17 protein-coding genes are annotated in these 21,416 nt (G+C 72.5%); 8 read left to right on the forward strand and 9 right to left on the reverse strand.

Features of this window, described 5'->3' with window-relative positions:
* Positions 1–19 precede the first annotated feature (19 nt).
* Complete coding sequence (locus KZI27_RS04080; RefSeq protein ID WP_222659425.1) at positions 20–1,690, reverse strand: hypothetical protein; 1,671 nt, start codon at positions 1,688–1,690, stop codon at positions 20–22.
* Between the two features lie 86 nt (positions 1,691–1,776).
* Here KZI27_RS04080 and pyrE point away from each other — a divergent pair, with 86 nt between their 5' ends.
* Complete coding sequence (gene pyrE, locus KZI27_RS04085; protein WP_222659426.1) at positions 1,777–2,328, forward strand: orotate phosphoribosyltransferase; 552 nt, start codon at positions 1,777–1,779, stop codon at positions 2,326–2,328.
* On the forward strand, positions 2,325–4,577 hold the full coding sequence (locus tag KZI27_RS04090) for a septum formation family protein (protein ID WP_222659427.1): 2,253 nt from the start codon (positions 2,325–2,327) through the stop codon (positions 4,575–4,577). The genes pyrE and KZI27_RS04090 overlap by 4 nt, the downstream gene beginning before the upstream one ends.
* A 168-nt stretch (positions 4,578–4,745) precedes the next feature.
* On the opposite strand, the gene KZI27_RS04095 is transcribed toward KZI27_RS04090, so the two are convergent.
* Entirely contained in the window at positions 4,746–5,699 is a 954-nt protein-coding gene (locus KZI27_RS04095; RefSeq protein WP_222659428.1) for an aldo/keto reductase, read from the reverse strand.
* Between the two features lie 110 nt (positions 5,700–5,809).
* Here KZI27_RS04095 and KZI27_RS04100 point away from each other — a divergent pair, with 110 nt between their 5' ends.
* Positions 5,810–6,454: a HEAT repeat domain-containing protein gene (locus KZI27_RS04100; RefSeq protein WP_222659429.1), complete on the forward strand. Its 645-nt coding sequence runs from the start codon at positions 5,810–5,812 to the stop codon at positions 6,452–6,454.
* Between the two features lie 318 nt (positions 6,455–6,772).
* Here KZI27_RS04100 and KZI27_RS04105 read toward each other — a convergent pair whose 3' ends face one another.
* Complete coding sequence (locus tag KZI27_RS04105) at positions 6,773–7,462, reverse strand: metal-dependent transcriptional regulator (protein ID WP_222659430.1); 690 nt, start codon at positions 7,460–7,462, stop codon at positions 6,773–6,775.
* A 37-nt stretch (positions 7,463–7,499) separates the two neighbouring features.
* Here KZI27_RS04105 and KZI27_RS04110 point away from each other — a divergent pair, with 37 nt between their 5' ends.
* The gene (locus KZI27_RS04110; RefSeq protein WP_222659431.1) at positions 7,500–8,378 is read left to right on the forward strand and encodes a CPBP family intramembrane glutamic endopeptidase; all 879 of its coding nucleotides are present in this window, start codon (positions 7,500–7,502) and stop codon (positions 8,376–8,378) included.
* Positions 8,379–8,527: 149 nt separating this feature from the next.
* On the opposite strand, the gene KZI27_RS04115 is transcribed toward KZI27_RS04110, so the two are convergent.
* Entirely contained in the window at positions 8,528–9,337 is an 810-nt protein-coding gene (locus KZI27_RS04115; protein WP_222659432.1) for a methyltransferase domain-containing protein, read from the reverse strand.
* 2 nt (positions 9,338–9,339) lie between these two features.
* The gene (locus KZI27_RS04120) at positions 9,340–10,137 is read right to left on the reverse strand and encodes an HAD-IIA family hydrolase (RefSeq protein WP_123310397.1); all 798 of its coding nucleotides are present in this window, start codon (positions 10,135–10,137) and stop codon (positions 9,340–9,342) included.
* Positions 10,138–10,314: 177 nt separating this feature from the next.
* Between KZI27_RS04120 and KZI27_RS04125 the strand changes: the two genes are divergently transcribed.
* Positions 10,315–11,001, forward strand: coding sequence for a TetR/AcrR family transcriptional regulator (locus KZI27_RS04125; RefSeq protein WP_222659433.1), 687 nt, complete (start codon positions 10,315–10,317; stop codon positions 10,999–11,001).
* 50 nt (positions 11,002–11,051) lie between these two features.
* Positions 11,052–11,696, forward strand: coding sequence for a TrmH family RNA methyltransferase (locus tag KZI27_RS04130; RefSeq protein ID WP_222659434.1), 645 nt, complete (start codon positions 11,052–11,054; stop codon positions 11,694–11,696).
* A 109-nt stretch (positions 11,697–11,805) separates the two neighbouring features.
* On the opposite strand, the gene KZI27_RS04135 is transcribed toward KZI27_RS04130, so the two are convergent.
* On the reverse strand, positions 11,806–12,813 hold the full coding sequence (locus KZI27_RS04135; protein WP_222659435.1) for a LacI family DNA-binding transcriptional regulator: 1,008 nt from the start codon (positions 12,811–12,813) through the stop codon (positions 11,806–11,808).
* A 120-nt stretch (positions 12,814–12,933) separates the two neighbouring features.
* On the opposite strand from KZI27_RS04135, the gene KZI27_RS04140 reads away from it, so the two are divergent.
* On the forward strand, positions 12,934–13,737 hold the full coding sequence (locus tag KZI27_RS04140) for an NAD-dependent epimerase/dehydratase family protein (RefSeq protein ID WP_222659436.1): 804 nt from the start codon (positions 12,934–12,936) through the stop codon (positions 13,735–13,737).
* Positions 13,738–13,841: 104 nt separating this feature from the next.
* Here KZI27_RS04140 and KZI27_RS04145 read toward each other — a convergent pair whose 3' ends face one another.
* The 3 genes from KZI27_RS04145 to KZI27_RS04155 are packed head-to-tail and all read right to left on the reverse strand — an operon-like array spanning position 13,842 to position 17,448.
* The gene (locus tag KZI27_RS04145) at positions 13,842–16,076 is read right to left on the reverse strand and encodes a YhgE/Pip domain-containing protein (RefSeq protein WP_222659437.1); all 2,235 of its coding nucleotides are present in this window, start codon (positions 16,074–16,076) and stop codon (positions 13,842–13,844) included.
* Positions 16,073–16,807, reverse strand: coding sequence for a hypothetical protein (locus KZI27_RS04150; RefSeq protein WP_222659438.1), 735 nt, complete (start codon positions 16,805–16,807; stop codon positions 16,073–16,075). Before KZI27_RS04150 ends, KZI27_RS04145 begins: the two co-directional genes overlap by 4 nt.
* Positions 16,804–17,448, reverse strand: coding sequence for a TetR/AcrR family transcriptional regulator (locus KZI27_RS04155; protein WP_222659439.1), 645 nt, complete (start codon positions 17,446–17,448; stop codon positions 16,804–16,806). Before KZI27_RS04155 ends, KZI27_RS04150 begins: the two co-directional genes overlap by 4 nt.
* Positions 17,449–17,609: 161 nt before the next feature.
* Between KZI27_RS04155 and KZI27_RS04160 the strand changes: the two genes are divergently transcribed.
* Positions 17,610–21,284, forward strand: coding sequence for a S8 family peptidase (locus KZI27_RS04160; protein ID WP_222659440.1), 3,675 nt, complete (start codon positions 17,610–17,612; stop codon positions 21,282–21,284).
* The last annotated feature ends 132 nt before the right edge of the window (positions 21,285–21,416 follow it).

Below are 21,416 nucleotides of genomic sequence, written 5' to 3' on the forward strand. Positions count from 1 at the left end.
GCGCCGCTGTGGACAACTCCTAGAACCCGCGTTCCTGCCGGATCTCGTCGGCGCTGCCGACCACGTCGCGTCGGAGCACCTCGGTGCCGGAGGTCCCCGCGTAGTCGTAGACGTCGAACCCCGTGCAGTGCGTGATCGTCGCGGGGGCGCCGAGCGAGTCCTCGACCGCGGTGGTCCACAGGTCGTGCGACCCGACCACCACGAACGTCGGGTCGGCGTCGCGGTACGCCCCGAGGTCGACCAGCCACGGGTACGTGTCGAAGGTGTCGCGGACCTGCAGCAGCTGCACGTTCCGGGCGGAGTACGTCGCGAGGGGCCGCACGGTCCAGAACTGTCCGACCCCGGTGACCGCCCGTCCGTCAGCCCAGCGGTCGAGGCAGGACGACGGCGTGTACCGGGCGGTGGCGACGGCGTGCGCGGTGCTCGGTGCGGTGGCGACCCCGGCTGCGAGGACGGCGACGGCGGCGATCGCGACGGTGGCCCGGACGCCGCGGAACGGCCGGTGCACGCGGGTGCGGCGGACCGCGGTGCGGGTGAGCTCGGCCACCGCGACGAGGGCCAGCAGCGGTGCGGTGACGACGGGCTCGAGGTACCGCGGGGTCTCCGACCCGACGACGACGACGACGCCGATCGACGCCGCGACGACGGTCACCAGGGGCAGGGCGGTGGCGACGAGCACGGTGCGCGCGGTCCGGACCCGCCAGGCCCAGACCGTGCCGCCGACGGTGACGAGCACCCCGACGAACATCAGGAGCAGTCCGGCGTCGCCCGCGGCCGTGCCGGCGCGCTCGTCGGTCAGGGCCGCGAAGAACTGCAGGGTCTCCACCGCGCGTGACGGTCGGACGTACGTGGCCGGGTCGAGCGACACGAAGGGCTGCAGCGGGATCCGCGCCAGGTACCCGACCAACGAACCGACCGTCACGGTGCCGGACAGCAGCAGGGCGGGGCCCCACGGCACCCGGCGCACCGCCGCCAGCAGCACGAGCGTGACGACCACGGGCGCGGCGGACCACGGCACGTACAGCGGGTTCGACGCCGTCGTGCACACCGCGACCAGGCCGAGCACCACGAGCACGACGACCGACGCCCGCCCGAACCGCACGGCACGGAGCACGAGCACCGCGGTGCCGAGCATCGCCAGCACGACGCCGTAGTAGTACGTCGTCGTGAGCAGCAGGGACGCCAGTTCGAGCGACGTCGCGGTGGCCGACGACTCCGTCAGCACGAGCAGGGTCACGAACGCCACGGCGGCCGCCGACACCGTGATGCGGGCCGCTCGCCCGGCCGACGGCATGAGCTCGTTCGCGGCCGCCCGCACCAGCGCGTACACGGCCAGCAGGACGAGCACCCCGTTCAGCGCCAGCGCCTGCTGCGGGGTGCTCGTGACGAGGGCGCAGAGCAGGTAGACGGGGAGCTCGGGGAAGAAGAACAGCGCCGGGGACATCGCCCACTCGAACGGCTGCCCGAGCTGCATCGACCGGTGCACCAGCGGCAGCAGCACCGAGTCGCCGTCGTACCAGAGCAAGGCGACCCGCTCCGTCGCGACGACGTGGCGGAGGGCCACGACGGACAGGGCCAGCGCGACCAGCGCGCCCAGGGCCTCCCGTCCGATCGCCCCGGCCACGCCGCCGGACCGACGGCCGCCGGACGGAGCCGGCGCCACGGCGGCGCGACGCGGTGCTCGGGGCATGACCCGGAGCGTACCGAGGGCTGCTCGGGACGACCCCACAGACCGGGGGAGCGCGCTGCGAGCCCGACCGGCTACCCTTGTGCGCTGTGACCGACGCGCGCGAACAGTTGATCCAGTACATCTCCTCCGAAGCGGTGTTCCACGGCGACTTCACCCTGACCAGCGGGAAGAAGGCGACGTACTACATCGACCTGCGGAAGGTCAGCCTGGACCACCGGGTCGCGCCGCTGATCGGACAGGTCATGACCGAGCTCGTGCAGCAGGTGCCCGACGTCTCGGCCGTCGGCGGCCTCACCATGGGCGCCGACCCCATCGCCAGCGCCGTGCTGCACCAGGCCGCCGCACAGGGCCTCACCTACGACGCCTTCGTCGTCCGCAAGGAGCCGAAGGACCACGGCCGCGGCAAGCAGGTCGAGGGCCCGGACCTCACGGGTAAGCGCGTCGTCGTGCTCGAGGACACCTCCACCACCGGCGGCTCGCCGCTCAAGGCGGCCGAGGCGCTCGAGCGCGAAGGCGCGATCGTCGCGGCCGTCGCGGTCGTCGTCGACCGCGACACCGGCGCCAAGGAGACCATCGAGGCAGCCGGGTACCCCTACTTCGCGGCCATCGGGTTGGCTGATCTGGGGCTGACCGCGTGAGCGGGGAGCGTCCGGACGACGCGCGCGACCCCGAGGACACGGCCGGCCCCGCAGCAGCGGCCGACGGTGCCGACGGGGTCGACGGCCAGGAGGCCCGGCGCGCGTCCGACCCGGACGCTCCGTTCCACGGTCTCCGCAGTGCCGCGGACATCTTCGGCGCCCCGCGGGGCGAGGAGGACTGGCCCTCGCGCCGGGAACGCCGCGAGGCCGAGCGGACCGCACGGGAGACCGGCGCACCGTTGCCCGAGCCGTTCGAGGCGGCGGCTCCGGTGCTGGACGACGGTGCGACGCAGGCCATCTCGATGCCCGAGCAGCTGTCGGCGCCGTCCGAGAGCCCCGACGCCGCCGCCGAGCACGAGCGCTCCACCCTGCACGACCGCATCCCGCCGGCCGCCGTCGTGCCGCCGAACCCGACCGCGCCGCACCCGTCGTCGATCGTGCTGCCCACCGCGCAGACCCACCGTGACGAGCGCGCTGCGGCGTCGAAGGCCATCGAGGACGAGCGTCGCCGCGTCGACCCGTTCGGCGAGGGCCGTGCCGACGTCGACTGGCTCGGCCGTGCGACCGGCCCCGGCGCACCCGTCCCGTCCACCGGGCCCGTCGCACACCAGCCGCTCGGCGTCGAGAACGTGCTGCCCCCGTCCGAGGAGCCGCCGAGCTTCACCGACCTGCTCCGGATCGCCGGCACGGGATCCGTGCCCACGAAGGGCGCCGGACCGGACCGGCCCTTCGACTGGGCCATCCGCGACGACGAGACCGGCGAGGTCCCGACGACCCTGACCGGCGACTCCTTCGACACGACGGCGTTCGGTGGCGGCGGTTCGTGGTCGCTGGCGGACGAGACCGACGCCGAGGACGAGGTCGTCTCCGGCGAGGTCGACACCCCGGTCGACGGCGTCCCTCGGGCGCAGCGGACGTTCCCGGTGCCGCCGGCCGTCCCGACTGCTGCTGCGGTGCCGCCGGCTGCTGCCGTGCCGCCGGCTGCTGCCGTGCCGGCTCCCGCTGTGCCGACCGCGGATGGTGCTGCCGGGCGGCCGGCGACTCCCGCGGAGCCGACCGAAGCCCTGGACACGACCCGCTCGGCCGCCGAGGGAGACGGGGCGGACGCTGCCACGGGCCTCCCGGACGCCGCGACCACCGCGCTGCCGGTCGCCGGCACGCCCTGGTGGTCCGAACCCGACGCGACCGTGCCGCCGACCGCTGCGCCGCCCCTGGTCGAGCCCGCTGCGTCGCCCGCGTACCCGGCACACCTGCCACCGGCCGTGGGCCAGGACCTGGACGCCGTGCTCGGCCTGCGCCGGGACGACACCGGTGCGCAGCCCGCGGCGTTGCCGGCCGCTGCGCCGGACGAGCTGGACCAGTCCGAGTGGGACGGCCGCGAGACCAGCGACACGAGTGCGATCAAGGACCTGTTCGGTACCGAGGCCGTCGGGCAGCTCGGTGGCACGGGGTACGACCCGGAGGACACCGGGACGCGCATGATGCCGGCGGCCGCGGTGCCGTCCGCCGCAGTGGCCGGTGCGGGTGCAGGGGTGGGCGCCGGCGCTGGCACGTCGTCTGCTCCGGTGTCGTCGGGGCAGCCGGTCGAGCGTGACAACTTCATCAACCAGGGTGCTGCACGGCTCCGGAGCGAGGGCAAGCGCGGCAAGCAGCTGCTCGTCTACGGCTCGATCGCCCTGATCGTCGTGCTCATCGTCCTGGTGTTCCTGCTGTCGAAGTGGATCCTCGGGAACAACATCGCGGACCAGGCGATCGCGCCGACGAAGTCATCGGCTGCGGCGTCATCGGCGCCCGCGACTCCCTCGGCCGCGGCGTCCGCCGCCCCCTCGGACGAGGCCGCTGCTCCGGCTGCCACGCTCCAGTTCGCCACCACGCCCGCGCTGCCAGGCGAGCACGCCTGGACCGACCTGGCCGGCGGGGAGTGCCTGTCGCCGTTCACCAACGCCTGGGCGCAGAGCTTCACGGTCGTCGACTGCGCGACGCCGCACATCGGGCAGCTCACCGCTCGGCTGACGGTGGACGGGGACGCGTACCCGGGGGCAGAGGCCCTCGCGACGCAGGCCGCCGACCAGTGCCAGTCGGACGCGGCGCTGAACGCCTCGGCGGCTGCGGCCGTCGGGGACGTGCAGGTGCAGGGGTCGTACGCGCCGGACCAGGCGACGTGGGACCAGGGCGACCGGTTCATCTCGTGCTTCGTGACGCGGTCGTCGGGGCAGGAGCTCACGGCGTCGTTGGCGCCGGGGGCGTAGGGGGCGTACGGGCTGCTGCGGGTGGTCGACGTGGAACGACACCGTCGACGTCGTACGACATCGATCTCGTCGCTGGTTGCGCGCCGGTGATGCCCGCGTGTGCAACGAACGACATCCCCGACGTCGTGCGACGTCGGGGATGTCGTTCGGGGTCGGGCGCTCGCCGGGTCAGGCGGACGCGGGGACCTTCGCCGACACGTCGGACAGGGTCTGCAGCTCGTCGGCGCTGAGTTCGAGCTCCGCCGAGGCCAGCAGCGCCGGCAGCTGCTCGGTGTTCCGGGCGCTCGCGATCGGCGCGACGACGTCCGGCTGTGCCTGCAGCCATGCCAGGGCGACGGTCGCGAGCTCGGTGTCGCGGGCCTCGGCGATGGTGGACAGGGCGTCGACCACGGCGAGTCCCTCGTCGTTGAAGTAGCCCGAGACCTGGCCCTCGCGGTCCTTACCGGCGAAGTCCTCCTTCGAGCGGTACTTGCCGGTCAGGAACCCGGCGGCGAGTGCGAAGTACGGCACGACGCCGAGGCGGTGCGCGTGGGCGAGCGGCGCGATCTCGGACTCGTAGGGCTCGCGGGTGACCAGGTTGTAGTGCGGCTGGATCGCCACCGGCTGCGCGAGGCCGTTCTCGGTCGCGATGCGGATCCACTCCTCGGCGCGGTCCTTCGAGTAGTTCGAGATCGCCGTGTAGCGGACGATGCCGTCCTTGACGAGCTGGTCGAAGGCGCGGACGGTCTCCTCGAGCGGGGTCGACTGGTCGTCGAAGTGCGCGTAGTACAGGTCGATGCGGTCGGTACCCAGGCGCTGCAGGCTGGCACGTGCGGCAGCGGCGACGGTGTCCGCACCGAGGCCCTGGAACTGCGGGTGCTGCGAACCCTTCGTGGCGATGACGACGTCGTCCCGCTTGCCCGAGGCCGCGAGCCACGAACCGATGACCCGCTCGGACTCGCCGCCCTCGTTGCCGGGAGCCCACGCGGAGTACACGTCAGCGGTGTCGATGAAGTCGCCGCCCGCCGCGGTGTAGGCGTCGAGGACCTGGTGGGAGGTCGACTCGTCCGCTGTCCACCCGAAGACGTTGCCGCCGAGGGCGAGGGGGAACACGTGGAGGTCACTGGTACCGATGCGGGGCATACGGGGTCCTTTCGTGGTCGGGCGAGCGGTCCTCCGTGTGAACCGCTCCGCTGCCGACGCTATGCCCCGAGGCTTGACACGGCCCCGGTGGCTGCGGGTTGCATGGAGCCATGACCGTGCTCACCGATGCCCTCGCCGACCCCCGATCCTCGGTTCGCCTGCAGGCCGTGATGGCAGCCGGGACGACCCCGGACGCGGGCGACCTCGACGTGCTCGTCGAACAGTGCGCCGTCGAACCGGACTTCTTCGTCCGCGACATGCTCACGTGGGCGCTCACCCGGCACCCGTCCGACGACGTCGTTGCGCGCGTGCTCCCCGAGCTCGCCCGTCCCGAACCGCAGGCCCGCAGCCAGGCGCTGCACACGCTGTCGAAGGTCGGCGACCCAGCGGCGTGGCCGTCGGTGCGCCCAATGCTCGCGGACCACGACGACGAGGTGCTCCGGGCCGCCTGGCGGACCGCCGTCGCACTCGTGCCCGACGACGAGCGGGCTGAGCTCGCCCGGACGCTCGCGGTGCAGCTCGGGGTCGGTCCACGTGAACGACGACTCAGCCTGTCGCGGGCACTGGTCGGGCTGGGCGAGGAGACGGTGGCGCCGGTGCTCGCGGCGGCTGCGGATCGCGGCTCCGGTGGTGTGCGGGACCACGTCGCCGACACCGAGCGGCTGTTGCACGACCCGGACGCTGCGTCAGCGCTCGCCCTCGAGCGGGCTCGGCGCGAGGTGGCGCTCGGCCGCACCCGATCCGCCAAGGGGTGAGTGCGGCCGTGGACGGCACCGGCTGACGGACGGGAGGCCCGCTGCGGACACGGCCACGGGCCTCCCGGTCGACATGGGGCGGGCCGGTCGCTGCGGGGCGGGCCGGGCTCGGCCGCGAGGCGGGCCGGTCTCGGCCGCGAGGCTCGCTCGAGGTTCCACAACACGCCGCGTGCGCGACGCCGAGGTTCCACGGACGGCCCCTGGGCGCGTCGAGGTTCCGAGATTTCGGAACCTCACCGGACGGGGCACCGGACGGGGGGCACCGGACGGGGGGGGCACCGGACGGGGGCGCCGGACGCGCGGGCACGCCCGCGCCCGTCAGTCGGCGTCGGGGGCCAGCCAGATCGCGGTCGCGGCGGCGGCCGGCAGGTCGACGAGCGCCTCGGCACCGTCCTCCCCGCGCCGCGAGACCGCGATGACCCCGGCGTAGTCCCGCACCCGCTCGACGCGCAGGTGGGTGCCGAGGCCGACCCCGAGCTCGTCGAAGTACCGCAGCAACGAGGGGTCATCGTCGGACACCCGGTCGACCGTCCCGCACGCACCGGGCTCGATCGCACCGAGCAGGACGCCGAGCGTGGCGGGCACGGTGCCGTCCGCTGCAGGGATCGGGTCGCCGTGCGGGTCGTGCGTCGGGTGCCCCAGGTCGGCGTCGACCCGGTCGAGGAACCGCTCCGACACCGCGTGCTCGAGCGCCTCTGCCTCGGTGTGGACCTCGTCCCACGTGTAGCCGAGCCGTGACACCAGGAACGACTCGATCAGCCGGTGCCGCCGGACCATCGCCACCGCGACCTGCTGCCCCAGCGGGGTGAGCACGACGCCGTAGTACGGGGTGTGCTCGATGAGGCCGTCGCGGTCGAGCTTCTTCAGGTTGCCGGACACCGTCGAGGCCGAGACCTTCAGCGTCGCCGCGATGTCCCGCGTGGCCAGTCCGGCGCCGCCGCGCTCCCCGGCCTTCCAGATGAGCTTGACGTAGTCCTCGGCCATGGTCGACAACGAGGGCAGGCGCATACCGCCAATCGTACGGCTGCACTGGTACAACCGGGACGTGCACCAACCCCGTCGTCGCCGCTGGCCGGTCCCACCCTCGCTGCTCATCGGCCTCGCGCCGCTCGTGGTCTTCGCGGCGATCAGCGCGTGGCGGTCACGGCCGAGCGACGACTACCCGACGCTCGGCCAGACGGTCGACAGCGTCGTCCGTGCGTTGGTCGTCCCCGAGGGCATCGCCGCCGTCGCGCTCGCCGTGGTCGTCACCGGCCTCGGCTGGTGGCGGATCGCAACCGTCGACCGCACCCGGACGCCACTGCGGTGGTCCGCGCTGGCCCCGGCCCTGGTGCTCGTGGTGTGCCTGGTGCGGCTGCCCCTGATCGACTGGACGGCGCTGCCCGCGCACTACTTCCTGCTGCTCACCGTCGGGGTGCTGTTCGTCGGGGTGTTCGAGGAGCTGATTGCCCGGGGCATGCTCCTGGTCGGGCTGCGGCGCCGGGTGCCCGAGTTCGGGGTGTGGGCGCTGTCGTGCGTGCTGTTCGGGTTGCTGCACCTGCTCAACGCGCTCGCCGGAGCCGGGATCGGGCCGACGCTGATCCAGGTCGTGTTCGCGGCGTCGTTCGGCTCCACGCTGTACGTCGCCCGACGGGTCACCGGTTCGTTGCTCGTCCCGGTGCTGCTCCACGCGTTCTGGGACTTCGGGTCGATCGGGTACTCCGCAACCGCCGATCCGTCGGACACCGGTCGCGTCGTCGTCCTCGGTCTGATCGGACTGTTCTCGTTCGCCGTGCTGGGCTTCGGGATCGTCGCGGGCGGCATGGTCGCGTGGCGCGACGACCGTCCGCGTCGCCTGGCGAAGCGGTGGCGTTCGGTGCCTCCGATGGCGGCCTTCGCCCTGGAGGCCCGTGGCGACTTGGCAGCGCCGGCCACGGCCCGGTAGCCGCGCCCGGCTCCAGAGCCCGGCGCGCTTCCGTGCCGCACAACCAAAGTGCGTCCGAGCCGCGCGAAAACGCGGCGCGGATGCACTTTGGTTGTGCGCAGCGCCCGGCCCGCCCCGCCAGCGCGGCAGAGCCCGGTGGGAGCCGTCCGTCAGGGCTTGCGGCCGACGGCGAAGACCCGGCGGAACGGGTACACGGTGCCGTGGGCGCTCGCCGGGTACGCCTCGCGCAGCGCCGCCCGGTACCGGTCGACGTACTCCGCCGTCAGCGCACCGGAGGGGTCGGCGGTGTCGAGGGCAGCCAGAGCGGGTCGCAACCCGGTGCCGCGCACCCAGTCGAGCACCGGGTCCTCGCCCGGCAGCAGCTGCGCGTAGGTGGTCTCCCAGGCGCGGGCCACGAACCCGGCGTCGAGCATGATGCCGAGGTAGCCGGCGGGATCGAGCACCGGGTCCGACCGCAGCACACCGTCGAGCGCCGGGGCCCACGGGCCGGAGGCCCCGATCGACCGCATCAGCGCGTGCGACGGGGACCCGAAGTTGCCCGGTACCTGCATCGCGAACCACGACCCGGACGGCATCGCGTCGAGCCACCGCGGCAGCAGCGCCACGTGCGACGGTACCCACTGCAGCGCCGCGTTCGTCACGACGACGTCGTCGGTCGGCCCGGGCGTCCAGTCCTCGATCGCCCCGAGCTCGAACGACAGGTTCGGCAGGTCCGCCAGGGCGGGGTCGGTCCCAGCTGACGCGAGCATCTCCGCCGAGCTGTCGATCCCGACCACCTGCGACGAACGCCACCGCGCTGCCAACGTGGCGGTGAGGGCCCCGGGACCGCAGCCCAGATCGACGACGCGACTCGGGGCCTCCCGAGTGTCCGCCGACCACGCGACCTGCGCGACCAGGTCGTGGAAGGGACGCCCGCGGTCGTCCGCGAACGCGGCGTACCGCGACGGGTCCCAGCGCACCGCTACAGCTCGACCTCGAAGGGGGCGGTGCGGACGAGCTCGTGCACGCCGGAGATGACCTCGCTCGGACGGAACGGGTAGCGGTCGATCTCGGCCTGGTCGCTGATGCCCGTCATCACGAGGACGGTGTGCAGCCCGGCCTCGATGCCGGCCTGCACGTCGGTGTCCATCCGGTCGCCGATCATGCCGGTGTTCTCGGAGTGCGCGCCGATGCGGTTCATCGCCGAGCGGAACATCATCGGGTTCGGCTTGCCGACCACGTAGGGCTGCTTGCCGGTGGCCTTCTCGATCATCGCGGCGATCGCACCCGTCGCGGGCAGGACGCCCTCGGCTGACGGGCCGGTGGCGTCGGGGTTGGTGACGATGAAGCGGGCGCCGTCGCGGATCAGGCGGACGGCCTTGGTGATCGCCTCGAACGAGTAGTTGCGGGTCTCGCCGACGACGACGTAGTCGGGGGCGGTCTCGGTCATGATGAACCCGGCCTCGTGCAGGGCGGTGGTCATGCCGGCCTCGCCGATGACGAACGCCGAGCCACCGGGCATCTGCGACTTGCAGAAGTCGGCCGTGGCGAGGGCGCTCGTCCAGATTCGCTCCTCGGGGACGTGGATGCCGGACCAGCGGAGCCGCGCGCTGAGGTCGCGCGGCGTGAAGATCGAGTTGTTGGTCAGGACGAGGAACTCGGTGCCCTCGTCGAGCCACTGCTGGATGAGCTCGGGGGCACCGGGGAGCGCCTGGTTCTCGTGGACGAGCACGCCGTCCATGTCGGTCAGCCAGCACTCGACGTCGTCGCGGGTCGCCATGGCCTCACCCTACTGCGCACCCGTGACGGCCCGGCTCGGTGTCGGCTCGGAGAAGGCCGGGAGGCACGGATCGGCTCTTGCGCGTCGGCTCCGGACCCGAGATGGTCGAGTCACCGAACGCCACTCGGCTTTGCCCTAGGCTTTTCGGGACACGTACCGAATCAAGGAGAACCCGCCGTGCTCGTCGAACCCGGATCCCCGACCGCCACGCCCCGCCCCACCGCGGTGCCGGACCTGGTCGAGGAGGCGCCGCGACGACGCCGGGGCCGGCCCAACGTCCTGAGCCGCGAGCAGGTGATCGACGCCGCGACCGCGATCGCGAACGAGGACGGTCTGGACCGGTTGTCCTTCCGGGCGCTCGGGGTGCGGCTCGGCGTCGCGCCGATGACCGTGCACCGGACCATCGGCGGCCTCGACGACCTGCACGCCGAACTCGTGCGCCGCACGGTCGACGAGTTCACCGCCACCTTCGTCTGGCCGGACGAGTGGCACGCGGTCGTCCGGGTGTTCGCCAGGACCTTCCGCGACCTGATGCGCACCCACCCCCTGGTGCTCGAGTCGCACAGTCGGCGCGGCGCCCTGGTGTCCACCGAGTCCGACGCCGTCGTGGCGAAGGTCGTCGGGGCGCTGTGCGACGCCGGGCTGCCCGAGGTCGAGGCGATGTACACGTTCTTCGTCGTGTACGACTTCGTGGTCGGGCACACCTCCGTGCAGATCGGGCGAGGCGACGACGACACCGGGCGGCCGGAGCGGCACACGCTCGTCGGGCAGATCCTGGGGGAGCACTCGTACGACAAACGCTTCGACCTGGGGCTCGACGTGCTCATCGCGGGCATCGAGTCCCGCGTCGCCCGGACCGCCTGAGCCCCGGCGGCGGGACCCTGGTTCCCCGCGCCCGGCCGTACGCTGGTGCGGTGACCACTGCGCCCGAACCGTCGCACGAACTGACGACGAACGGCGTCGGCCCGCACCCGGACCCCTGGCCGGACGATCCGCGCCTCGACCCGGAGCTGCTGGCGGCGGGGGACTCCCGGAACGTGCTCGACCACTTCCGGTACTGGTCGATGGACGCCATCGTCGCCGAGCTCGACACCCGCCGGCACGCCTTCGACGTCGCGATCGAGAACTGGCAGCACGACCTGAACATCGGGTCGATCGTGCGGAGCGCCAACGCCTTCCTGGCCGGCACGGTCCACATCATCGGGCGGCGGCGCTGGAACAAGCGCGGCGCGATGGTCACCGACCGGTACCAGCACGTCCGCTACCACCCCGACGTCGAGGCGTTCCTCGCCGCGATGGCCGACGAGCAACGCCCGGTGATCGCGATCGACAACACCCCGGGCGCCGAGCGCATCGAGACCGCGGCGATCCCGGAGCGGTGCGTGTTCCTGTTCGGTCAGGAAGGTCCAGGGCTCACCGACGAAGCGGTGGCCGGTGCGTCCGGACACCTGGAGATCACGCAGTTCGGGTCGACGCGGAGCATCAACGCCTCGGCGGCGGCCGCGATCGTCATGCACTCGTGGATCGTGCAGCACGCCGCGTTGCCGGACGCTTCCTGAGCAGGAATGGTCGGGTACGGGCCCTGGACCCGACCTTTCCTGCTCACGAAGCGGGCGTGGCGGGCGTGAGGCGGGCCTCCCGGTCGAGGTGTCGGCGGGATCCGCCGCGTCAGCGCGGGGCGGTCGTGCGGCGCGCGACGAGGCGGGGTTCGACGAGCGACTCGGTGGCCGCGAGACCCGGGTCCGCGATGCGCGCGAGCAGGCGTTCGCCAGCGCCGCGGCCGATCTCGACACTGCGGTCGTCGATGCTCGTCAGGCCGACGTAGCGCGTCGCGGCGACGGGGGTGTCGTCGTAGCCGATGACGGAGACGTCCTCGGGCACGCGGAGTCCGCGCTCGGCGAGTTCGGACAGCGCTCCGAGGGCCATCACGTCGTTGGCGGCGAACACCGCGGTGACGTCCGGGTGCTCGTCGAGCAGGGCGCCGAGGGCGCGGGACCCGGCCTCTTCCGTGGGCTCGCCGGGCAGGACCGCGACGGCGACGGTCACCGGTCCGGCTGCTGCGGGCGCTGTGGCTGCCGCGCCCTCGAAGCCCGCGCGGCGCTCCTGCGACGCCGCCGAACCCGCACCGAGGAATCCCAGCCGCGTGTGCCCCAGGTCGAGCAGGTGGGCGGCAGCCATCCCGCCACCGGCACGGTCGTCGTTCGCGACGGTGTCCGCGCGGGGGATCGACACGCGCCCGCCCGCGATCACGACCGGCATCGACGCGGGGATCGCGAGGTCCGTGGTCGGCTCGCCGGCGATGACGATGCCCTCGACGCGCATGGACAGGAAGCCCTCGACCGGCGAGGCGTCGAGCCCCGTGTTCAGGAAGCGGTCCGCGACGACGAGCCGGTGGCCCTGGTCCTGCAGCGCCTCGCGCAGGCCGGTGAGCAGGTCGACGAACCACTGGTTCCGGAAGTCGTCGAGGACTACGCCGATGGTGCGGCTGCGGGTGCCGGCGAGCGACACCGCCGCGGTGGAAGGACGGTAGTCGAGCTCCTGGATGGCCGTCAGCACGGCGGCCCGGCGCTGGTCGCTCACCCGAGGGGAACGCTGCAGGACCAAGGAGACGAGGGACTTGGAGACCCCGGCGCGTGCGGCGACGTCGTAGATGGTCGCGGGCTTGCCGTCTCCCATGATGCGCTTCGACCTCCGTTGGCTCGTGCGTCGATCGTAGCGGGCGGCGTGGGGCGGGCGGTCACGCTGTGGTCGACCACCTGAGGGAACTGCTCGCACGCCGCGGGTAGCGTCCGCGGCATGGCGACGCTGCTCATCACCGGAGCCGCAGGACGCATCGGGGCTGCCCTCCGCCCCAGGCTCCTGGCGGCCGGACACGACCTCGTGCTGCTCGACGAACGGACGCCCGACGACCCGGTGGTCGCCGGTGAACGGTTCGTCGCCGGGTCGGTGAACGACCCGGCTGCGCTGGACGACGCGCTCGCCGGGGTCGACACCGTGGTGCACCTGGCCGGCATCCCGACCGAGGCCGCGTGGGACGACCTGCTCGCGGCGAACCTGACCGGCACCAAGAACGTGCTCGAGCGGGCGGCGGCAGCTGGGGTGCTCCGGGTGGTGCAGGCGAGCTCGATCCACGCGGTCGGGCGGGTCCCCGAACCGCTCGACGAACCGGGGAGCGTCCCGGGCGACCGGTTGCCGCGACCGGACACCTACTACGGCGTGACGAAGGCGGGGATGGAACTGCTCGGCAGCCTGTTCGCCGACCGGTACGACATGTCGATCGTCTCGGCGCGCATCGGGGCGTTCGGCGAGCAGCCGTCGTCGTCGCGAGCACTCCTGATGTGGAGCTCGCCCGACGACCTGGCTCGGCTGGTGCTCGCCACCGTCGACCTGCGGGAACCGGGCCACCACGTGGTGTGGGCGCTGTCGCGGAACACCGGGTCGCCCGCCGACCTGACCGCCGGGGAGAGGATCGGCTTCGTCCCCCGCGACGACGCGTCCCACGCGATCGACCCCGATGCCCGTGCGGAGCTGCCGCCAGAGGACCTGCGGTTCCTCGGCGGCGAGATGGTGTCGCTGCCCCTCGGGCGCAGCACTTCGTGAGCAGAAACGGTCGGGTGGCCTGATGCCACCCGACCATTTCTGCTCACGATGCGCGCGGGCGAGCGCGGGCGAGCGCGGGCGAGCGCGGGCCCCCGCGCCCCGCGCTACCCGATCAGGCTCGGGCGCAGGTCGCGCAGCGTGCGGGAGCGGGTCTGCCGCGCCGTGACCACGAAGGACACCAGCAGCGCCCCGAGCAGCCAGCAGAGCAGCACGCCCGCGTCGGACCACGCGGCGCCGAGGTCCCCGCCGTACATCGTCTGCCGGATCGCGTCGACCGAGTAGGTCATCGGCAGCGCGAAGTGCAGCGCCGCCAACGGCCCGGGCAGCGTCTGCCAGGGGAAGGTGCCGCCGGCGGTGACGAGCTGGACGAGCATGAGCACCAGTCCGAGGAACTGCCCCACCGACCCGAGCAGCACGTTGAGCGCCATGATGATCGCCGCGAAGGTCGCCGACGCCAGCACCATGATGCCGATCGTGCCGCCGACGTGCACCACGTTCAGGTCGAGGGCGAACCGCACGATGAAGAACAGCGCCACCATCTGCACCAGGCCGAGCAGGGCCGGGGTCAGCCAGCCGCCGAACACCACGGCCAGGGGCTTCCGCACCGCGGTGATCGCCCGCTTCGAGATCGGCTTGAGGATGAGGAACAGCGCGTACATGCCGATCCAGGCCGCGAGCGAGATGAAGAACGGCGCGAGGCCGGCGCCGTAGTTCGACGCAGCGGCGACGTTGTCGTCCCCGACCTTGACCGGGTCGGAGATCACCGAGGCCTGCGACTCGCGCTCGGAGGCGTTCGACGCCGGGATCTTCGTGCGGCCCTCGTCGAGCGACGACGCGAGCTTCGACGAGCCGGTCTTGAGCTCGTCGAGGCCCGATGCGAGCGACGAAGCACCCTTGTCGGCGGACGCTGCGCCCGTGGCGAGCGACGATGCGCCCGACGACAGGGTCGGAGCGGCCGAAGCCAGCGTCGACGTGCCGTCTGCGACCTTCGCGGCACCCGCGGAGAGCGTGGACGCGCCGGTCGCCGCCGACGAGATGCCCGAGGTCAACGTCGGTGCCGCGGCAGCCAGCTTCGACGTCCCGGCGGCGAGCGTGTCGGAGCCGTCCGAGAGCTGCTGGATGCCACTCGTCAGCGCCGGAGCCTGCTGGGCGAGCTGCGATGCGCCCGCGGACACCTGGGCGCTGCCCGTCTTGAGCTTCTGCAGGTTGCCGGACAGGTCACCGGCACCGGCACCGAGCTTGGTGCTGCCGGTCTGCAGGTCGTCGAGCCCGGCGAGCAGCTGGGTCTTCTGCTCCGCGGTGAGCACCGTGGACGCCTGCACGACGGGCTTCAGCGACGCGACGAGTTCCGGCGACTGCGCCGAGAGCTGCTGGACGCCCGCGATGAACGGTGCGGCCTTTTCGGCGAGCTCGGCGTTGCCGCTGGCGACCTGCGACGCACCGCTGGACAAGCGCGCAGAGTCCGCCGGCAGCGAGGACGTCTGGTCGCGGAGCTGGTGCAGGCCGGTCTGCAGCTGCTGCGCCCCGTCGTCCAACTGCTGCGTCTGCGAGGGCAGCGCCGCCGTCTGCTGCTGCGCGCTCGCCAGGCCCGAGGCGAGCGTCGACGCCCCCGATGCCACCTGCTGCGCCCCGCTGTCCAGTTGCTTCGTCTGCGACGGCAGGTCCGCCGTGCCGGACGCGAGCTCCGCCGCACCGGACGACAGCTTGCCGGTGCCGTCGGCGAGGGTGTGAGCCCCCGAGTCCGCCTTCGCGGTGCCGGACGCCAGCTGGTCGGCCCCGTCGACCGCGTCGCCGAGGCTGTCGCGGACGTCGGCGAGCCCCACGAGCAGGGTCTTCGCCGCCTGCTTGCCGACGCGTTCGGCGACGGCCGTGCGCATGGTCTTGCCGGCCTGCTCCGCGATGGTCGACGCCAGGTACGAGTTCGTGTCGGCCGTGGTCATGACGAGCTTCGCCTGCGTCGGGTCGTCGGACTGCGCGGACACCAGGTGCTCGGAGAAGTCGTGCGGGATGGTGACGACGAAGTCGTAGGTGCCGTTCCGCACGCCGGAGCGCGCGTCCGCAGCACCGGTCTTCGTCCACTTGAAGTCGGCGCCGTCGATCGCTTCCTTCGTGACGTCGGTGCCGTAGTCGACGTGCTCGCCGTCGAGGGTGGCGCCGGCGTCGAGGTTCACGATCGCCGCGGGGATCTGGTCGAGCTTGGCGTAGGGGTCGCGGTTCGCCCACAGGTAGGCGCCGCCGTACAGCAGCGGCACGATCATCAGGGCGATGAACGCCAGTCGTGCGAGCGGGGTCGCGGTGAGTCGCGCCAGTTCGGCGCGGACGAGCGAGGTGGTGGTCACGGGGTTGCCTCCGTCGGGACGGTTGCGGATTCTGCGGTGACGGACGGGACGGACGGGAGGCCCGGCTCGGTTCCGTCGGACAGGGCCGCGTCGTCGGGACCCTCGGGCTGGGACGCGTCGGTCGCGTCGATCGTGTCGAGCAGCGTCTCGACGGTCGCGGCTGCGGCCTTCGAGGTGACGAGCACGACGGTCGTACCGCGTCGGGCGACGTCGCGGAGGACGGCGAACCACTCCTCGACGGCACCGCCGTGCCGCTCGGGCGAGGTGACGACGACGCCGGTCACCCCGTCGCGGAGCAGGGCGAGCTCGACGAGCAGTCGGACGCGCACGGCCGTCGGCACCCGCTGGACCGGGGTGTCGGCGTAGTGCCGCAGGTCGAGCTCCTCGAGCACGGTGTCGACGTGGCCGCGCGAGGGCCGCTGGGCGGCGAACGCCAGTTCCTCGCGCACGATCTGCTGCACGGTCATGACGGGGAACGGCTCGGCGACGCCCGGGGTGTCGACGAGGGCGAAGGCGCGGCGCACGGCCGCGGCGTCCTCGTGCCCGTCGAGCAGGAGCCGCCCGGTGTCGGGCTGCATCCGGCCACCGGCGACGAGCGAGGCGAGCACGGGGGCCTGCTCCGTCTCGACGGCGACGACCCCGGGGCGTCCGGGGGCGGCGACGGCGGAGACGACGGGCAGTGCCGCGCCGGGCTCCTCGCCGATGCCGACGTGGGCGAGTTCGAGCGTCATGCGGGGTCCTTCACAGCGGGAGCAGCGGGTTCGGAGAGCAGTGCGGTGCGCCAGTCGATGCCGGCCATGCCGAGGGCCGACACCACCACCATGCGCCGTCCGGCCTCGTCCGGGGTGCCGGACCGGGTCGCCTCGTCGAGGACGGCGATGCAGGCCCCCTCGACCAGGCGGCCCAGGGTGGCGGGGTCGACGTCGTCGCGCATGGTGCCCTCGGCGATCCCGAGCGCACACGCCCGGCGGACCTGGGCCCGGAGCGGCGCGAACACCTCGGCGACGGGTTCGGCGAACGGGCTGCGCACGGCGACCCGGGCCATCGAGCGGACGTGCGAGACCTCGGTCCAGAGCGTGACCGCGATCGCGGCGAGCCGAGCGGCCGGCGGCAGCTCCTGCAGGTCCGAGGTGGTCGGCATGGACGCGGCGATCCGAGCCGCACCGGAGGTCACGACCTCGCGCACGAGGTCGTCGCGCGACGGGAAGTGTCCGTACACCGCACGGCGCGAGAGTCCGGCGGCCGCGGCGATCGTCTCGATGGAGGCGTCCGGATCGCGCTGCAGGCAGGCTCGTGCGGCGTCGAGGAGGGCTGCCCGGTTCTCGGTCGCGTCGCGGCGTGGTGCGCGTGCGGAGTGGGAAGCAGTGGTCACGGACCCCATCGTAATAACGTGCACACGGGTGTGCAACTTAACAGGAAGACCGGCCCTCGAACAGGGGTGTCCCCCAAAGTGCGGACTGCCCTTTCTGAATGTAAGCGCATAACTTCACAGCAATCTCATGCGAACCACGGACTGAGCCTGGAGTGCCCTCTTTGAACCGTGCAACACCGAACCACGACCCGAACCCGACCCCGAACTCCCATCGCATCGCACGCGTCCTGACCGCCGGCATCGCCGCCGTGGCCCTGACGTGCGGCGGCCTCGCAGTCGGGGGCGCGGCCTCCGCAGCTCCGGCCGGGGTGTCGGTGGCCGACCTGAAGCTCTCCGCGCCGCTGCGCGACGCCAAGCCCACCAAGACCGTCGCCGCCTTCGTGCGCACGACCGGTCAGGGTGCCCTCGAGGTCGACGCGAACGCGAAGGGCGGTGACCTCACCAAGTCGCGGACCCAGTCCTCGGCAGCGAAGAGCCGCGTCAAGGCGATCGAGTCGACGACCGCGGCCGTCCGCGCCGCCGTCAAGCGCGCCGACGCCGACTCCACCGAGCTCTACTCGACCGAGTACACCGTCCCCGGTGTCGCGGTCGTCGCCGACGTCTCCGCGCTGCAGGACATCGCGAAGCGCTCCGACGTCGAGAGCATCATCCCGCTCACGCCGAAGAAGATCGTCCAGCCGACGGTCCTGCCGGACGCGAGCGTCGCCCCCTCCGGCGTGGACCCGAGTCTCGTGAAGCCGGGCGCCGACGGGGTCGCCCCGAAGAACGCCGCGAGCGACGTCTACACGCGCTCGCTCAACGCCTGGCAGCAGACCGGGCACACCGGCAAGGGCGTCAACGTCGCCGTCCTCGACACCGGCCTCGACTACACGCAGGCGGACTTCGGCGGACCCGGCACCACCGCGGCCTACCAGCAGGCCCTGGCGAACGCGAGCTCCGGCGCCCCGGACCCCAGCCTGTACGACGCGTCGAAGTTCCTCGGCGGGTACGACTTCGCCGGTGCGACCTACAACGCCGACCCGACCGACCCGGCCTACGACCCGGTGCCGGCTCCGGACGACAACCCGATCGACGGCAAGGGCGGCGACCACGGCACGCACGTGTCCGGCTCGATCGCGGGCTACGGTCTGACCGCCGACAAGCAGCAGTTCGACGGCGACTACACCAAGCTCACCACGCAGCAGGTGCAGGACATGTGGATCGGCCCGGGCACCGCGCCCGAGGCCGGCCTCTACGCCCTCAAGGTGTTCGGTGACGGCGGCGGTTCGACCGACGTCACGGGTGCCGCGCTCGACTGGGTGGGCCAGGCGCTCACCGAGGGCAAGGACATCAACGTCCTGAACCTGTCGCTCGGCTCCGACTACGGCGCACCGGACGACCCCGACAACGCCAAGATCGACGCACTGACCGCACGCGGGGTCCTGCCCGTGATCGCCTCGGGCAACGCCGACGACTTCACCGACATCGGTGGCTCGCCGGGCAACGCCGAGGGTGCACTCACCGTCGCCGCGAGCGCCACCGGCCAGTCGCTGTACGACGGCGTGCAGGCCACCGCCCCCGCGAACGTCGCGAAGACCTACCGGTCGCAGTACTCGCAGAACTTCACGGGCACGCTGCCGGTCGAGGGTGACGTCGTCGTCCCGACCAGCAACATCGACGGCTGCGCCGCGTTCAGCGCCGCCGACGCCGCGAAGATCGCGGGCAAGGTCGTCTGGCTGAAGTGGACGGACGGCGCGCTCGAGTGCGGCTCCGGTGTGCGCTTCAACAACGTGCAGGCCGCCGGCGGCGTCGGCGTGCTCCTCGCGGGCACGATCAACACCTTCGACTCGGGCATCGCCGGAAACGCGACCATCCCGGGTGCCGAGCTGACGCTGGACGCCGCCACGAGCCTCCAGGCCGCAGCCAAGGCGGGGACCCTGCACGTGCGCTTCGCGGACGACCTCAAGGGCTTCGAACTCGCCACCGACCCGGAGGCCGTGAACACGCTCGCCGCGTTCACCAGCCGGGGCGTGCACGGGTCGTTCAACGACATCGTCAAGCCGGACATCGCCGGCCCCGGGGTCAACGTGATCTCGGCGGCCAACGGCACCGGCGACGGCCGCATGTCGATGAGCGGGACCTCGATGGCCACACCGGACGTCGCGGGCATCGCGGCGCTGACCTTCCAGTCGCACCCGGAGTGGAGCGCACCGCAGGTCAAGGCGGCGCTCATGAACACGGCGACGCACGACGTCAAGGACGGCTCACGCTCGGCGACCCTGCTCCGGCAGGGCACCGGCCGCGTCGACGCCCTGCAGGCCGTGACCGCCGGCACCACCGTGCGGAGCGTCGAGAACGACCTGCTCGTCACCGCCTCGTTCGGTGTCGTCGAGGTCTCGAGCGCGACGAGCGAGAGCCGCACCCTGCAGATCGCGAACACCGACGGCGTCGCGCACACCTACGACGTGGCCTACCAGCCGCAGGTGTCGCAGCCCGGTGTGACGTTCGCGCTCGACACGAAGCGGGTCACCGTCCCGGCGAACCGCACCGCGACGGTGAAGCTCACGTTCACCATCGCCGACCCGACGAAGCTCCGCCGCGTCATCGACCCCACCCAGGAGTCGGTGCAGCAGGGCTACCAGCGTGAGTTCGTCACCGCCGCCTCGGGCATCGTGGCGTTCACGCCGACCGACACGACCGCGGTGCCGTTGCGCGTCGGTGCGTACCTCGCGCCGAAGCCCGTCAGCTCCGTGCAGGGTCGCTCCACCGTCGCCTTCACCGGCCCGGGCAAGTCGGCCGACCTGACGCTCAAGGGCCGCACCGTCGACCAGGGCGGGCTGACGACCGGCTACCACGCCGCCGTCGCTCCGTTCGTGCTCGGCGGGACCGACCCGGCCGAGGCGTTCCCCGACGGTTCGGCGAAGCGCTCGCTGCAGGCGGCGGACATCCGCTCCTACGGCGCCAGCTACGACAAGGCATCGGACACGATCGCGTTCGGCATCCAGACGGCCGGTCCCGACGCCAACCCCGGCGCCGTGACCAACGTCGAGGTGCTCATCGACACGAACCGTGACGGCGAGCCCGACTACCTGGTCTACAACGCGAAGTCCGCTGCGGTGGACGCGACGTTCGCGACGACGATCGACCTGGCCAAGGCCGCGTCGGACGACCCGGACGTCGACCCGGTCGTCGACGTCCAGCCGCTGAACGGCGGGGCACCCGGCCAGGACGTGAACACCTTCGACAGCTCGGTGAAGGTGCTCACGACCACGGGTGCGCTGATCGGTGCGAAGGGCAAGTTCACCTACTCGGTGCTCACCGAGTCGGCGTACGCCCCCGGCGCCGCGACCACCGGTTCGTCCGTGGTGGACGAGACGAAGAGCGCGTCGTTCGACCCGTCGAAGCCGGCACTGTCCTTCGCGCAGGGCCGCAGCACCGGCGTCCTGTTCGCCGACTCCGGCGTCCTCCGGGTCACCCGTGCCTCGGGCGTCACGAAGGCCACCGTGCTGCTCCTGCACCTCGGCAATGCGTCGGGCAAGCAGGCCGGCACGTCGACGATCTCGGTGGTCCCGCCGAAGCTCGCGCTCGCCGCGGGCAGCAAGGTGACGATCAGCGGGACGGCGAAGGTCGGCTCGAAGCTGTCGGCGAACCACGGTAAGTGGAGCACGACGAAGGCGACGTACAAGTACCAGTGGCTCCGCGACGGCAAGGTCGTGAAGAAGGCCACCGGTGCGACGTACAAGCTCGGCACGTCCGCCGCGGGACACAAGTTCTCCGTGAAGGTCACCGCGCACGCCTCGGGCTACAAGGACGGCACCGCGACGTCCAAGTCGACCGCGAAGGTGTCGCGCAAGTAGTGCGGCGTCCGCGCCGCTGAACGAACAGGAGACGCCGGGTCCGCAGTGCGGATCCGGCGTCTTCTGTGCTCTCAGCAGTCGGGGGAACGCGGAATCAGGACAGGTAGTTAGACAAACTAGTTACACGGTGCC

This window comes from Curtobacterium sp. TC1, assembly GCF_019844075.1.
In the GTDB taxonomy this organism is placed as follows: domain Bacteria; phylum Actinomycetota; class Actinomycetes; order Actinomycetales; family Microbacteriaceae; genus Curtobacterium.